This is a genomic window from Saccharopolyspora tripterygii (assembly GCF_054778355.1).
Window position 1 is genome coordinate 333959 of sequence record NZ_BAAGZP010000029.1, and the last position, 13667, is coordinate 347625.

Consider the following 13667-nt stretch of genomic DNA (forward strand, 5'->3'; position numbering starts at 1 on the left):
CGTCAGGCCGTGGCCCGGCCCTCGACCACGGGGCGCAGTCGCGCGTCGACGAACTCCCGGACCTCCGGCGGGGCCTTGTCCGGGGCTCCGGAGTCGAACGGAGGCTGCGGGTCGTACTCGATGCCCAGCTGCACGCCCTGCGCCACCTGCTCCCCCGCGATCCGCGCGACCAGGGCCAACGCCATGTCGATTCCCGAGGACACCCCCGCCGCCGTCACGTGCTTGCCGTCGAACACCACGCGCTGCCCGGTGGGTGTCGCGCCGAAGGCGGGCAGCTGGTCGAGCGCGATCCAGTGCGACGTCGCCCGGCGCCCCGCCAGCAGTCCGGCGGCACCCAGCAGCAGGGACCCGGTGCACACCGACGTGGTCCAGGTCGTCGTGGCATCCACCCGTCGCAGCCAGCGGACCACCGGCCCGTCGGGGAGCTGGGCGTGGTGGTTGCCGCCGGGAACCACGACGATGTCTGGACGCGGCACCTCGTCGAACGTGGCTTCCGGGACGATCTTCAGCCGTGCGCCGTTGTGCACCGGCTCGGTTCGTTCACCGACGAGCACGACTTCGGCACCCGGCAGGTTCGCCAGCACTTCGTAGGGGCCGATGGCGTCGAGCGCCGTGAACTCGTCGTACAGCGCGATCGCGACCTGCACTTGTCCTCCCAGGGTCAACGGGTTGCCGCCCGCGGAGCCGCACGCGTTGCACGCCGTGGGCGAGCGCTACGACGTGCGCTTCCTGCCCGATCACCGGTGGCACGCGCAGTCGGCGCACCCTGAGCAGCGATGACCGGCGCCGGCTGCTGGCCAGCGCTCTCGGTGGAGCGTCACCGCGGCGCCGCGTTCACGGGGTGTTGAACCGCGACTGGCTCTTGCCGATCTCCGGCAGGGTGTCGATGACGCTGCCGAGGTGTGCACGCATCGTTGCTTCGGCGGCCTCGGCGTCGCCCGCGCAGATGGCCTCGATGATGGCCAGGTGCTGCGGCAGCGACACCGAGGGGCGTCCGGGGTGCATCGCGAGGCGGAACTGGTGCCGGACGTTCTGCCCGCGCAGCCTCCCGAGCACCGCGCACGCGGTCTCCTGGCCGCTGATGCTCATGATCAGGGCGTGCAGCCGCTTGTTGATCTCGGAGTAGCCGAGCACGTCGCCGGACGCCACGGCCTGCTGCATCTGCTCGCCGATCTCGCGCAGCTCGCCGTGCTCCTGCTCGGTGGCGCGCGCGGCGGCGCGGGCCGCGCACAGGCCCTCGACGACCATCCGCACCTCGGTGATCTCGATGGCCTCCTGCAGCGACACCGCCCGCACGCGGGCGCCCCGGTTCTGGATGCGCTCCACCAGGCCCTCGGTGGTCAGCTGCACGAGCGCGTTGCGGACGGCTGCGCGGCTGACGCCGAACTGCTCGGAGAGCTCGGCCTCCACCAGTCGCTGGTTCGGGGCGAAGTCTCCGCTGGTGATGGCCTCGCGGATGGCGTCCACGACCGGAGAGTCCTGGCCGATGTCGTCCCGATTGGCTGTGGTCACGTCGCCTGCCCCAGATTGGTGACAATTTTGTCCACCAAGTCTAGCCGCCCTGCTCCACCTGGGGCCGCACCCGCCCGGCCAGGCAGGAGCTCAGGCCGCGAGGAAGTCCTCGACCAACTCGCTGACCTCGGGACGACCCTCGATGAAGTAGGCGTGCCGCAGTCCGGGCAGGACGCGCGCCTCCGCCTCGGGGATGCGCTCGGCCAGGAGCCCGGCGTTGGTCGCCGGGGTCATCCGGTCGTCCGCGCCGTGGAGCACGAGGGTCCGGGAACGGATCTCGTCCAGCCGGTCCCAGGCGTCGTGCCCGTTGCTCGCGGCGAGGTGGTGCCGACGCGCGTGCGGCGGCATGCCGCGGTCGCCGAGGACGGTGCGCGGAGCGGCGTGCGCGGCCAGGAACGACGGGCTGTACATCAGGTCGAGCAAGGCCCGTCCGACGGCTCTCGGGTCGGCCTGCGCGAGGGAGCGCCGGACGTCGGCGTCGCGTTCCACGGCTCGCACCCCGCCCGGTGAGGTGCAGCCGAGCACCAGGCGGCGCACCCGCCCGGGGTGGTTGAGCGCCAGCCACTGCGCGGTCCGCCCGCCCATGGACGTGCCGTAGACATCGGCGGAGTCGATGCCGAGCTCGTCGAGCACCGCGACGACGTCCTCCGCGAAACCCGGTGTGGAGTAGGGCTCGTCGGGCTTGTCGCTCGCGCCGGTGCCCCGGCAGTCGACGGTGACGGTCCGGTGGGCGCCCTCGAAGTCCTCGCGAACGCCGTCCCACCAGTGGTGGTTGTTGGCCTGCCCGGCCAGCAGAACGAGCGGCGGACCGCTGCCCGCGACCTGGTAGGCCAGTGCCGTGCCGTCCTTCGCGCGCGCGAACCCCTGTGCGGGTGCCATGCGACCCCTCCCGATGATGACCGTCCAGAAGGGACCCTACGCAGACCCGCGATCTACCGGCACTGCTCTGAGCGGCGTCTCACCCCGCGATCGCCCGGAGTGGGGTGGTTGTGTTCGTGGGTTCGGTTGTGGGGGTGGGGAAGTTTTCATGAAAACTTCCCCACCCCCACAACCGAACCCACAACCGAACCCACAACCGAACCGACAACCGGACCCACGACCGAACCGACAACCGGACCCACGACCGGACCGACCGACGGCGTCTCAGCCGGTGCGGTAGATGCTCGGGTGCTGGCCGGTGAGGCGGTGGAAGGTCTCGGCGAAGGCGGCCGGTTTCCGGTAGCCGACGGCTCGGGCGGCGGCGCCGACCGAGGCACCTGCGGCCAGGTGCTCGACGGCGGCGCGGATCCGGACCCTGGTGCGCCACCGGGCGAAGGTCATGCCGGTCTCCGCGGCGAACAGGCGACTGATCGTGCGCACGCCGGCCTTCACCGCGAAGGCCCACTCGTCGAGGTCGCGCGGGTCGGCCGGGTCGTCGAGGAGCGCTGCAGCGATGCCGCGGATGCGCTCGTCGGTGGGCATCGGGACGTCGAAGACGGTGTTGGGAACGGCTTCCAGGAGCCCCAGCAGCAGTGATTCGGCGTGGTGGCGGAGCGCGCCGCGCTGCCGGTTCTCGTCGAGGTGGACGATGAGCTCGGCGACCAGCGGGGTGATCGCGACACCGGTCGGCTCGTGCCAGTCGGTGGGTCCGTGGTCGTCGACGAACACCACGACCCGGCCCCGGCCCGGACGGCGGACCTCGACCGAGTGCAGGACCCCCGCGGGCACCCACAGCCCCTGATTGGGCGGGACGAGCCATTCGCGGTCGCCGACGTGCAGGGCGATGGTGCCGGACTCCGACCAGCACAGCATGTTCCGCCGGTGCCGGTGCTCACCGATCGAACCCGGGTCGACCTCGGGTTGCCGATCACCACCAGCATCGGATTGGCCGAATCACGGTCATGGATGGCCACCTGCCGCACACCGGCCACCCTACTGTCGGCCTCACCCAGTCCGAAGCAGGAGGCGGAATGAACCCGGAAGCACCCAGGAAGGTCCCGTTCGAGGAGGTCCGGGCTCGTCTCGGCGAACCGGACGCGATGATGGAGGTCAAGAAGCAGCCCGCGCTGGACCGGCACCTACGCCGCTTCATCGCGCACTCGCCGTTCCTGACCATGGCCACCGTCGGGGCGGACGGCGGCCTCGACTGCTCGCCGCGCGGCGACCACCCCGGGTTCGTGCGAGTGCTCGACGACGTCACGCTGGCGATTCCCGACCGGCCGGGCAACCAGATCGCCGACTCGGTCACCAACCTCGCTGCGAGCTCCGGCGTGGGACTGCTGTTCCTCATCCCGGGGCTGCGGGAAACCGCGCGGGTCAACGGTTCCGGCTACGCCACCGACGATCCCGAGGTGCTGGCGCGGATGCAGGCGCAGGGCCGGACACCGGAGCTGGCGATCGTGGTCCGCGTCGAGGAGGCGTTCCTGCACTGCGGCCGGGCGCTGCTGCGCTCGCGGCTGTGGGACCCGGCGAGCCAGGCGCTCGCCGAGGAGATCCCCTCGCCCGGCGAGATCGCGGCCGACCAGTTCGGCATCGACGTCGACCCCGACACCCTCAACTCCGTGCTGGAACGCGGCTACCAGCGGCTCTACTGAGAGGCACGACCGTGCAGAAGGCCATCATCGACGACATCTCCCCCATCGCCGACGGCGTCGCCGCGCTCACCCTGCGCGGGACGACCGGACCGCTGGCTCCGTGGGAACCGGGAGCGCACATCGACGTGACGCTGCCGAACTGGCTCACCCGCCAGTACTCGCTCTGCGGCGAACCGGGCAGCGCGGACTACCGGATCGCGGTGCGCCGCGAGAGGCTGAGCCGAGGAGGTACGTCCACGACCACCTCCGCCCCGGCAAGGTGCTGGACATCTCCGCTCCGCGCAACACCTTCCCGCTGCTGCCCGCGCACGAGTACCTGTTCGTGGCCGGCGGGATCGGGATCACGCCCGTCCTGCCGATGCTCCGCGCGGCGACGGCTTCCGGGGCCACGACGACGCTGGCCTTCGCCGGCCGGTCGACGCCGTTCGCCGACGAGCTCCGGCGCGCGCACGGCGATCGAGTCCGGATCGGCCGACCGGACCTCCCGGCTCTGGCAGCCGCGCTGGACCCGGCCGCGCTGGTGTACTGCTGCGGGCCGGAACCGATGCTCGCCGAGGCGGAGGCGGTGTTCCCGGCCGACCGGCTGCACGTGGAGCGATTCCGCCCGCGCACCAGGACTTTCGAACCGGACACCGCCTTCGAGGCGGTCTGCGCCCGGTCGGGCCGGACCGTTCCGGTCGAGGCCGACGAGTCGCTGCTGGACGCGCTGCGGTTCGCCGGTCTCCCCGTCGCCGCCGGGTGCCGGGAAGGTGTCTGCGGCAGCTGCGAGGTCCGCTGCCTCGACGGCCGTCCCGAGCACCGCGCGACGAGATCGGAGCCGCCGACGGCCGCCTCTACCCGTGCGTGTCCCGCAGCCTGTCACCTCGGCTCACGCTGGACCTGTGACGACCTGCTGGAATCCGGTGATCACGAACGTGCTGCGGACTGCCTCCGCACGCACCTCGACGAAGTCCGCGAGCGCACGACGCGGCAGCGGAGCCGATCGCGGTCTCCTCCGGCGATCGGAGAACCCGAACGAGCCTCGCGATTTGGCGTGAGGATTTCCACACATCGGGAAGCGTTCTCGCCCACGCCGCGTCAAACTGGTCGACGAGCCGCACGGATCGAGGGGGCCGCCGACTCATGAACAGTGCACAACTCGCCCAACTGGTCGCCAGGGACGCCGCCGACGGGGTCGGGCAGCAGGTGGTCCGCGCGCTCATTCTGCGCTCCGACCGGGCTCTCATGCTGCGCCGACCGGACCACGGGTTCCGCGGCGGCGTGTGGGAGATGCCCGGGGGCAAGGTCGAACCGCACGACGATGACCTGCTGGAAGCGCTCCGCCGCGAGGTCCGCGAGGAGACCGGGCTCGACATCACCGGTGTCACCCGCTACCTGGCCGCTTTCGACTACACCAACCGCAAGGGGCGCTACGTCCGGCAGCACACCTGGGCGGTGACCGTGGCCGGCGAGCGCGTGCGGCTCACCGAGCACGACGCCTACGTCTGGACCAACGCCCACGACACCCACCCGATCAGCCCGGAGGACCGGGACCTGATCACCGCGCACGCGACACCGCACCTCTAGGTCCGATCACCACCACCGGCGGTCCATTTCGCGGTTTTGCCAGTCGCGGGGCCGGAATTCGCCACACCAGGCGCGCAACTGGGAAATTCGCAGGTCGGAGTGGATGCGGATCGCTTTCCGTTCAAATGGATTTCTCCTGCCCGGATCCGGAACTGTTTATGATCGAATCACTTTCGGATTCGGACGAGAGGAACCCCTCGCCCCATGAACACTGTGGACAGAAAGCGCCGCGTCAAGGCCGGGAGGTTGACGGCAGGCGTCGCGGGTGCCGCGGTCCTGCTCTTAGCGCTCCCGCCGGCGATCGCCGCCGCCGATCCGCCCGCCGCGCTGCCCACCAGCGCCGCCGAGGCGGACGCCAAGTGGCAGCCGGCGTTCGACTACGACGGTGACGGCTGCTACCCGACCCCGGCGATCGGCTCGGACGGCACGATCGCTCCCGGCCTGGACACCACCGGCGCCGTCAACGGCAGCTGCCACGACCAGTCGGACCTGGACAACACCAACTCCTACTCGCGCTCCAAGTGCAACAACGGCTGGTGCGCCTACGTCTACGACCTGTACTTCGAGAAGGACCAGGCCGTCGACGGCAGCGGGCTGGGCGGGCACCGCCACGACCTGGAGCACGTCATCGTGTGGGTGGAGAACGACGAGGCGAAGTACGTCTCGACCTCCGCGCACGGCGACTACTCGACCTTCCCCGCCAACGAGGTCCAGTGGGACGGCACCCACGCGAAGGTCGTCTACCACAAGGACGGCCCCGGCACGCACTGCTTCCGGTTGGCGGGCGGCGACGAGCAGCCGGAGAACCACTACGGCACCTGGCAGTACCCCGCGCTGGTGAGCTGGGACAACTGGTCCGACACCGGGCTGCGCGACAAGCTCACCTCGGCCGACTTCGGCAGCGCCAGCCTGGCGATCACCGACGGTGCGCTCAACGGAAACCTGGAGAAGGCCAAGCCCGAGGGCATCGCCTTCGACCCCAACGCCTGAGTCATCCCGCGTAGGAGCGCACCGGGAGCCCCCGGACGCCGGGGCAGGCGGCGAACACCGCTCCGGCTCCGGGGTGCTCCCGCAGATCGGTGCCGACCTGCGAGGTGGTGATGAACAGCCGGTCGAGGTCCTCGCCGCCGAAGGTGCACGCGGTGACCTTCGGCGCGGGCACCTCGACGATCTCGGCCAGCGTTCCGTCCGGGGCGTAGTGGCGGACCGCGCCGCCGCCCCACAGGGCCACCCAGACCCCGCCTTCGGAGTCGACGGTGAGCCCGTCCGGGGAGCCGTCCGCGGGATCGATGTGCGCGAACGGCCGCCTGCCGACCAGTTCTCCCGCCTCGAAGTCGAAGACGTCGACCCGCTGGGTCGGTGTGTCGGCGTAGTAGGCGCGCGTTCCGTCTTCCGTCCACATGAGACCGTTGGAGATGGTGACCTCGTTAAGCGCCACCTCGACCCGGCCGCACGGGGTGAGCCGGTACACGGTTCCGGCGCCGACTCGCTCGTCGTAGGCCATGGAACCGCAGTAGAACGCGCCGTCGGGCCCGCAGGCTCCCTCGTTCATCCGGACGTCGGTGCCGCTCCACAGCTCGGGCAGCGGCCGGACCTCCTGCAACGAGTCGTCGGCCAGCGCGAAACCGCGTTCCAGAGCCAGTACCGCGCCTCCCGCCTCCCTCGGTCGCAGCGCCGCTGCGACCGAGCCGACGTGGCGGCGCCGCACCTCGCCGGTGGGGCCGAGCGTGAGGACGTCTCCGGCGAGCATGTCCACCCAGCGCAGACCCGGCCAGCGCGGGGACCACACCGGGCCTTCACCGTGCCCGGCCACCGGACCGGTCACCTGCTCCGCACGAGCGATCACGGGTGCAACAACACCTTTCCCGCAGGAACGGACGGATCGGCGAGGGTTTCAAGCGCCCGCTTCGCCTCCTCGATCGGGAACTCGTGGGTGATCAGCGCGGCCGGGTCCAGCCGTCCTGTCACGAAGGCCCGCACGGCGTGCGCCCACGCCCGCGAGGACGCCCCGAACACGGTGTGCACGGTGACCGCCGCGCCCACCAGGTCCGACGGGACGAGCGGTTCGTGCTCCTCGGGCGCGATCCCGGTGAGCACGGTGCGCCCGCCTCGCCGGGTCGCCCGCACCGCGAGCAGCCCGGCACCGGACGCGCCCGCTGCCTCCAGCACGACGTCGTAGCCGCCCCCGACGTCCTCAGGAGCGCGGAATTCCGTTGCGCCGCAGTCTTTCGCGACCTCGGCGCGCTCCGCGCGGGGATCGATCACCACGAGCCGGCCCGCGCCGGCGGCCGCGAACAGCTGGGTGGCGAGCATGCCGAGCGTTCCGCCGCCGATCACGGCCACGCGCTCCCCCACCTGCACCTGCGCCTTGAGCACCGCGGAGGCCATGCACGCGGCGGGTTCCAGCAGGGCGGCGGCCCGCAGGTCGGCCTGATCCGGCAACGGGTGCAGCAGACGCGCGGGGATGCGCAGCCGCTCGGCCCACGCCCCGGGCTGGGTGAAGCCGGTTTCGTCGTAGTCGGCCGAGCACAGGGTCGTGTCCCCCTCGCGGCACGCCGTGCACCGGCCGCAGTTGCGGAACCCCTCGCCCACCACCTTGCGACCCACCAGCGCCGGATCCACACCGGGCGCCACCTGGACGACCGTTCCGGACCACTCGTGACCCGGGATGACCGGGTAGCGGACGAAATTCCGCGGCCGGGTCCCGTCGAACACCTCCAGGTCCGAACCGCAGATCCCGGACCAGGCCACCTCGACCAGGGCTTCGCCGTCCTCGGGCGGTTCGGGTTCGGCCTCGATCACGTGCAGCTGGTGAGGTGAGTCGATCCGAACCGCGCGCACCCGTTCCCCTTCGTCGCTCCGATACCTCCGAGGTCGAGACTGCTCACTGGAACACCCGCTGTCCAGTCCGCGTCGCCGCACGCCGGGATCAGGAGCTGCGGGTCCTGGCAAGACTCCACAGAGACTCGACCACCGCAACGACGAGGGCACCGGTCACGGCCACCAGTGCGACCCAGGCGAACCCGTTCGGAGCAGCGTGGACCGGCATCGCGGCCAGCAGGCCGTTGGGATCGGTCAGCATGTCCAAGCGCTGGCCAGGAATGCCGGCCGGGTCTCCGCGCGAGGTGTACGTCAGTTCCCCGTGCGGTGCGCAGGAGAAGTCGTTCTCGTACTGCAGCCCGCGGTTGTCCTTCGTCTCCACCACCGATTGCAGACGACACCCGGGGAGGCGCTCTCCGACGATCATCAACAGCCAGGAGGGAACACCGAACGCCGACGCCGGAATCGCCAGAGCGACCAGGAACTGGACTGTCCAAGTCCAACGCCGCGGTGTCAGGTGCTCACTGCAATGCACCAGGTAGAAGCCGATGAACGGCAAGGAGACCACCGCGACGAGCAACCGTCCGGCAAGGTTCTCGGTACCCCACAACCACCCGAGCGCGGTGACTCCCACGACCAGCACGAGCAACGACGTCGCGGAGCGCGCCACGGTCAAGGCGGCGGAACAGTACCGGTCACTCACGGCACTGCACCGTAGCCGGTTCAGCCCGGGACGCAGGCGCGGCGCCATCAACGGCCTCGATCTTCCTCATCGGCCCAGTCCCAGCGGCCGGTCAGGTGCGGGAGGCGCGTCCGGGGACGGTGATCCGGTACTGGGCCATCTTCCGGTAGATCGTGGCTCGGCTGACGCCGAGCTCGCGAGCCGCTTCGCCGACGGTCGTGCCCGGCTCGGCGAGGCAGCGGACGATCTCGTCGCGCTCCACCGCCTCCAACCTGGTGAGCGGCCGTCCCGGGCCGGTGAAGACCTCCGGCGGCAGGTGGTTGAGGTCGATCAGATCGGTGCGGCTGGCCGCCTCGCGGACCACCTGGCGCAACTGGCGCACGTTCTCCGGCCAGTCGAACGATCCGAGAGCTCGGGCGGCCTGCGGCGTGAACCGGACATCGCGGCGGCGACGCTGCCGCGCGAAGTGCTGGGCCAGCGGCTGGACGTCGTCGGGGCGGAACCGCAGGGCGGGCACCTCCACGACCGCGTCGACCAGCCTGCGCAGCTCCTCGGGCATGTCCCCGGCCGATTCGGCGGTCAGGACGTAGGGCTGCATGCCGTCGTGGACGCGGACCTCCGCCAGCCGCGCCGCCAGCTCGCTGATCACCCACGCGGGCAGCCGGTCGACCCCGGAGATGATCACGCAGGTGCTGTCCTTGCCGAGCTCGGGCGTCCACAGCTCCAGCCACGCCTCGACGTCGTCGGGGGCGGGCGGGCGGACGTTGAGCACCCGCTCCCGGCGCAGCTCGCGTCGGGCCAGGGATGCCAGCGCGGTCTTGCCGGTGCCGGGCTCGCCGACCACCGCGACCGCCCGGCCACCGCGGAACGCCGAGCGCGCCTCGGCGAAGGCGGTGCGCCAGCCGGGCGTGAGCACCGAGGCGTCCGGTGCGCGCATCCGGTCGGCGTAGACGCGGAAGACCTCGCCGCGCGGCATCGGGTGCGAGCTGCGTCCGGCACCTCGGGCCAGCATGAGCGCGGTGGTGTTGCCCGCCGCCGACTGGGCCAGGGCCAGCAGGAGTTCCGAGGCCGACTCCGACCAGGTCGTGAGGTTGATGCTGCCGGCCACACCACCGCTGACCGGGTCCAGCACGGGGGCGGCCGCGCACGTGTAGCCGCGCAGCCCTGCGCAGTAGTGCTCCTCGGCGCGCACCAGCGACGGGGCCCGATCCGCCAGCGCGAGACCGAGTCCGTTGGTGCCCGCGTTCTCCTCGGCGAAGTAGAAGCCGGGGGCCAGGTTCACGCGGTCCAGCGAGCGGTTGATCGTGCCGTCCTCGCAGATGCGGCTGAGCACCAGCCCTTCAGGATCGGTGATCATCATGCTCACCGGTTCGTTGGCCAGCGTTGCCTGCAGCCCCCGCAGCACGGCGCTGCCGCACTCGTAGAGCAGCGATCCGGTGTCGACCGAGCCGGTGAACACCGGGCGCATCTCCTCGACCGTCAGCCCGTAGCCGGCGCTGCGCCGCCAGGACGCGCGAACCCTGGGCGTGACGGTGGCCGCGCAGGCGGCGGAGTCGGGCGCGCTCCGGTGAACGTGCATCTCAAACCTCCTGGTGACGCGTCCTTGCGCCGGTGGACCCAGGGTAAGCGCACTGCGCAAGCGCCACGCCTGCCTCGCTGTCTCAAAGTGAGACATCCGGGAACCCCCGCGAGCCACCCACCGCTCCTACCGTTCCCTCCCGACGTGCCACGGCTGCCACGTAGCGGAGGTTTCACGATGTACAGCAAGGACGGCGAGGACTACTTCATCCTCGATGCCCACGTCGCGCTCTGGGACGCGCGCGCCGAGAACCAGCGCAACATCCACGGCAAGCAGTTCATCGACTGCTTCTACGACTACCACCGCAACCTCAGTCCCGAATCCGAGGTCTGGCCCTACGAGGACTTCCTGTACCAAGGCGGCGAGCGCCTCATGCGGGACCTGTTCGACGAGGGCTACGTCGACCACGCGATCTTCCAGCCCGCACTGCTGAGCGCCTTCTACGGCAACGGTTTCGGGCAAACCGAGGAGGCGTTCGCGCTCGCGCAGGAGCACCCGGACAAGCTCACCTACAACCACTGCTGGGACCCGCGTTTCGAGCAAGCGGGGCTGGATCAGCTGCGCCGAGACGCCGAGCGCTTCGGGCTCAAGGGCGTGAAGCTCTACACCGCTGAGTGGCAGGGCGATTCGCGCGGGTACAAGCTCGACGACCCGTGGACCTACCGCTACCTGGAGGCCTGCCAGGAGCTGGGGATCCGCAACGTCCACATCCACAAGGGCCCGACGATCCGCCCGCTGGACCGCGACGCCTTCGACGTCGCCGACGTGGACCGGGTGGCCACCGAGTTCACCGAGATGAACTTCGTGGTGGAGCACTGCGGTCTGCCGCGCCTGGAGGACTTCTGCTGGATCGCCACCCAGGAGCCCAACGTGCACGCGGGACTCGCGGTGGCGATGCCCTTCATCCACTCGCGTCCGCGCTACTTCGCGCAGATCATCGGCGAGCTGCTGTACTGGCTGGACGAGGACCGCATCCAGTTCTCCAGCGACTACGCGATCTGGACGCCGAAGTGGCTCGTCGAGCGGTTCGTGGACTTCCAGATCCCGGCGGACATGACCGAGTACGCGCCGCTGACGGTGGAGCAGAAGCGCAAGATACTCGGCCTCAACGCGGCCCGCATGTACGACATCGCGGTGCCGGCGCGGCTGGACGTGGCCGAGAAGGCGGGTGTCTGAGGTGGCCGCCGAACTGGCAGCAGCAGCGTGGGAGGCGTTGCACCAGGTCATCGACCCGGAGCTGGACGAGCCCATCACCGACCTGGGGTTCGTGCGGTCGCTGGAGGTCGGCGAGTCCGGCGAGGTCGAGGCGCACCTGCGGTTGCCGACCTCGTTCTGCGCGCCGAACTTCGCTTACCTGATGGCCTCCGACGCCAAGGACGTGCTGCGGGCGCTGCCGGGCGTCACGGCCGTGGTGGTGGAACTCGACGACCACCACGACTCGCAGCTGATCAACACCGGTCTGGCCGCCGATGCCGGGTACAAGGACACCTTCCCCGGCGAGGCGGACGAGGACCTGGAGGAGCTGCGCGCGACGTTCCGCCGCAAGGCGCACGCGGCGGCGATGGAGCGAGCGCTGACCACGCTGCTCACCAACCGCCCGGAACTGTCCGAGGCGGACTTGCACGCGATCACCGTGGCGGACCTGCCGTCCGACGGGGCGACGCGCTCGCTGCTGAACCGTCGAGCGGCGGTGGGTTTCGACAACTCGCCGTCGGCGCTGGTGCTGGTCGACGACGAGGGCCGGCCGTGCACCCCGGAGCAGGTGCCGTTCCGGCTGCGGTTCGCCCGCGCCACGCGGATCTCCGTCGAGGGCAACTCGCACTTCTGCCGCGGGTTGCTGCGCACCCGCTACCCCGGCTCGGAGGCGGACCAGACTTCACGAGCCATGACTTCGGGAGGACGAGCAGGATGAGAGCGGTGCAGGTGGTCGGCTACCACGAGCCGATGCGGTTGACCGAGGTTCCGGTGCCGGAACCGACCGGGCCCTTCGACGTGGTGGTCAAGATCGGCGGCGCGGGCGTGTGCCGCACGGACATCCACATCCTCGAAGGCCAGTGGGCCGAGAAGTCCGGTGTGGCACTGCCTTACACGATCGGGCACGAGAACGCGGGCTGGGTGCACGCGGTCGGCAACGCGGTCACCAACGTCTCCGAGGGCGACAAGGTGATCGTGCACCCGCTGGCGACCTGCGGGCTGTGCCGGGCCTGCCGGTTCGGCGACGACGTGCACTGCGAGCAGTCGCTGTTCCCGGGCATCGACACCGCGGGCGGCTACGCCGATTACCTCAAGACCTCGGCGCGCAGCGTGGTGCGCATCGACGACTCGCTGGAGCCGTCGGACGTGGCGGCGCTGGCCGATGCGGGCCTGACGGCCTACCACGCGGCGGCGAAGGCGGCGCGCACCCTGCGTCCCGGCGACCGCTGCGTGGTGGTCGGCGCGGGAGGGCTCGGCCACATCGGGATCCAGGTGCTCAAGGCCATCTCGGCGGCGGAGCTGGTGGTGCTCGACCGCAACCCGGAGGCGGTGGAGCTGGCGGTCGACATCGGCGCCGATCACGGCGTGGTGGCCGACGGCACGCACGTCGAGCAGGTGCAGGAGCTCACCGGTGGGCACGGCGCGGAGGCCGTCATCGACTTCGTCGGTGAGGGCGGCGCGACCTCCGACGGCGTGCGGATGCTGCGCCGCGCAGGGGATTACCACGTGGTCGGCTACGGCGAGAACATCGACGTGCCGACGATCGACATCATCTCCGCCGAGATCAACTTCATCGGCAACCTGGTGGGCTCCTACAACGACCTGTGCGAGCTGATGGTGCTGGCCGCGCGAGGCGAAGTCCGCCTGCACACCAGCAAGTACCCGCTGGAGCGCTTCCAGGACGCCCTCGACGACCTCGACGCCGGCCGCATCCGCGGGCGCGCGATCCTGACCCCCTGAC

Annotated in this window: 15 protein-coding genes; 7 read left to right on the plus strand and 8 right to left on the minus strand. The window is 70.8% G+C overall.

Going from position 1 to position 13667, the window contains the following annotated elements; translation table 11 throughout:
• Positions 1-2 precede the first annotated feature (2 nt).
• From ACYVF3_RS23160 to ACYVF3_RS23175, 4 genes are all read right to left on the minus strand, one after another.
• On the minus strand, positions 3-647 hold the full coding sequence (locus ACYVF3_RS23160; RefSeq protein WP_461156350.1) for a DJ-1/PfpI family protein: 645 nt from the start codon (positions 645-647) through the stop codon (positions 3-5).
• Between the two features lie 187 nt (positions 648-834).
• Positions 835-1512 carry a GntR family transcriptional regulator gene (locus ACYVF3_RS23165; protein ID WP_461156351.1) on the minus strand — a complete coding sequence of 226 codons (678 nt, stop codon included), beginning with the start codon at positions 1510-1512 and terminating at the stop codon, positions 835-837.
• A gap of 90 nt (positions 1513-1602) precedes the next feature.
• A complete protein-coding gene (locus ACYVF3_RS23170) occupies positions 1603-2391 on the minus strand; it encodes an alpha/beta fold hydrolase (protein WP_461156352.1) in 789 nt (262 codons plus the stop codon).
• Between the two features lie 264 nt (positions 2392-2655).
• Positions 2656-3330 (minus strand): helix-turn-helix domain-containing protein, encoded by a 675-nt coding sequence (locus tag ACYVF3_RS23175; RefSeq protein ID WP_461156390.1) that lies wholly within the window; start codon positions 3328-3330, stop codon positions 2656-2658.
• A gap of 131 nt (positions 3331-3461) precedes the next feature.
• On the opposite strand from ACYVF3_RS23175, the gene ACYVF3_RS23180 reads away from it, so the two are divergent.
• From ACYVF3_RS23180 to ACYVF3_RS23195, 4 genes are all read left to right on the plus strand, one after another.
• On the plus strand, positions 3462-4085 hold the full coding sequence (locus ACYVF3_RS23180) for an MSMEG_1061 family FMN-dependent PPOX-type flavoprotein (protein WP_461156353.1): 624 nt from the start codon (positions 3462-3464) through the stop codon (positions 4083-4085).
• A 259-nt stretch (positions 4086-4344) separates the two neighbouring features.
• Positions 4345-5211: a flavin reductase family protein gene (locus ACYVF3_RS23185; RefSeq protein ID WP_461156354.1), complete on the plus strand. Its 867-nt coding sequence runs from the start codon at positions 4345-4347 to the stop codon at positions 5209-5211.
• Positions 5208-5651: an NUDIX domain-containing protein gene (locus tag ACYVF3_RS23190; protein ID WP_461156355.1), complete on the plus strand. Its 444-nt coding sequence runs from the start codon at positions 5208-5210 to the stop codon at positions 5649-5651. The genes ACYVF3_RS23185 and ACYVF3_RS23190 overlap by 4 nt, the downstream gene beginning before the upstream one ends.
• 204 nt (positions 5652-5855) lie before the next feature.
• A complete protein-coding gene (locus tag ACYVF3_RS23195; protein ID WP_461156356.1) occupies positions 5856-6641 on the plus strand; it encodes an NPP1 family protein in 786 nt (261 codons plus the stop codon).
• Position 6642: 1 nt separating this feature from the next.
• On the opposite strand, the gene ACYVF3_RS23200 is transcribed toward ACYVF3_RS23195, so the two are convergent.
• The 4 genes from ACYVF3_RS23200 to ACYVF3_RS23215 all read right to left on the minus strand — a co-directional run bounded on the left by ACYVF3_RS23200 (position 6643) and on the right by ACYVF3_RS23215 (position 10732).
• Complete coding sequence (locus ACYVF3_RS23200) at positions 6643-7497, minus strand: SMP-30/gluconolactonase/LRE family protein (protein ID WP_461156357.1); 855 nt, start codon at positions 7495-7497, stop codon at positions 6643-6645.
• Complete coding sequence (locus ACYVF3_RS23205; protein WP_461156358.1) at positions 7494-8492, minus strand: zinc-dependent alcohol dehydrogenase; 999 nt, start codon at positions 8490-8492, stop codon at positions 7494-7496. Before ACYVF3_RS23205 ends, ACYVF3_RS23200 begins: the two co-directional genes overlap by 4 nt.
• Before the next feature lie 88 nt (positions 8493-8580).
• Entirely contained in the window at positions 8581-9222 is a 642-nt protein-coding gene (locus tag ACYVF3_RS23210; protein WP_461156359.1) for a hypothetical protein, read from the minus strand.
• A gap of 43 nt (positions 9223-9265) precedes the next feature.
• Positions 9266-10732, minus strand: coding sequence for an AAA-type ATPase lid domain-containing protein (locus ACYVF3_RS23215; RefSeq protein ID WP_461156360.1), 1467 nt, complete (start codon positions 10730-10732; stop codon positions 9266-9268).
• Positions 10733-10909: 177 nt separating this feature from the next.
• On the opposite strand from ACYVF3_RS23215, the gene ACYVF3_RS23220 reads away from it, so the two are divergent.
• From ACYVF3_RS23220 to ACYVF3_RS23230, 3 genes are read left to right on the plus strand one after another with little or no spacing between them, the layout of a single operon-like run.
• Positions 10910-11908: an amidohydrolase family protein gene (locus ACYVF3_RS23220; RefSeq protein ID WP_461156361.1), complete on the plus strand. Its 999-nt coding sequence runs from the start codon at positions 10910-10912 to the stop codon at positions 11906-11908.
• Positions 11901-12644, plus strand: a complete 744-nt coding sequence (locus ACYVF3_RS23225; RefSeq protein WP_461156362.1) for a metal-sulfur cluster assembly factor — start codon at positions 11901-11903, stop codon at positions 12642-12644. Before ACYVF3_RS23220 ends, ACYVF3_RS23225 begins: the two co-directional genes overlap by 8 nt.
• Entirely contained in the window at positions 12641-13666 is a 1026-nt protein-coding gene (locus ACYVF3_RS23230) for an NAD(P)-dependent alcohol dehydrogenase (RefSeq protein ID WP_461156363.1), read from the plus strand. The genes ACYVF3_RS23225 and ACYVF3_RS23230 overlap by 4 nt, the downstream gene beginning before the upstream one ends.
• Position 13667: the final 1 nt, after the last annotated feature.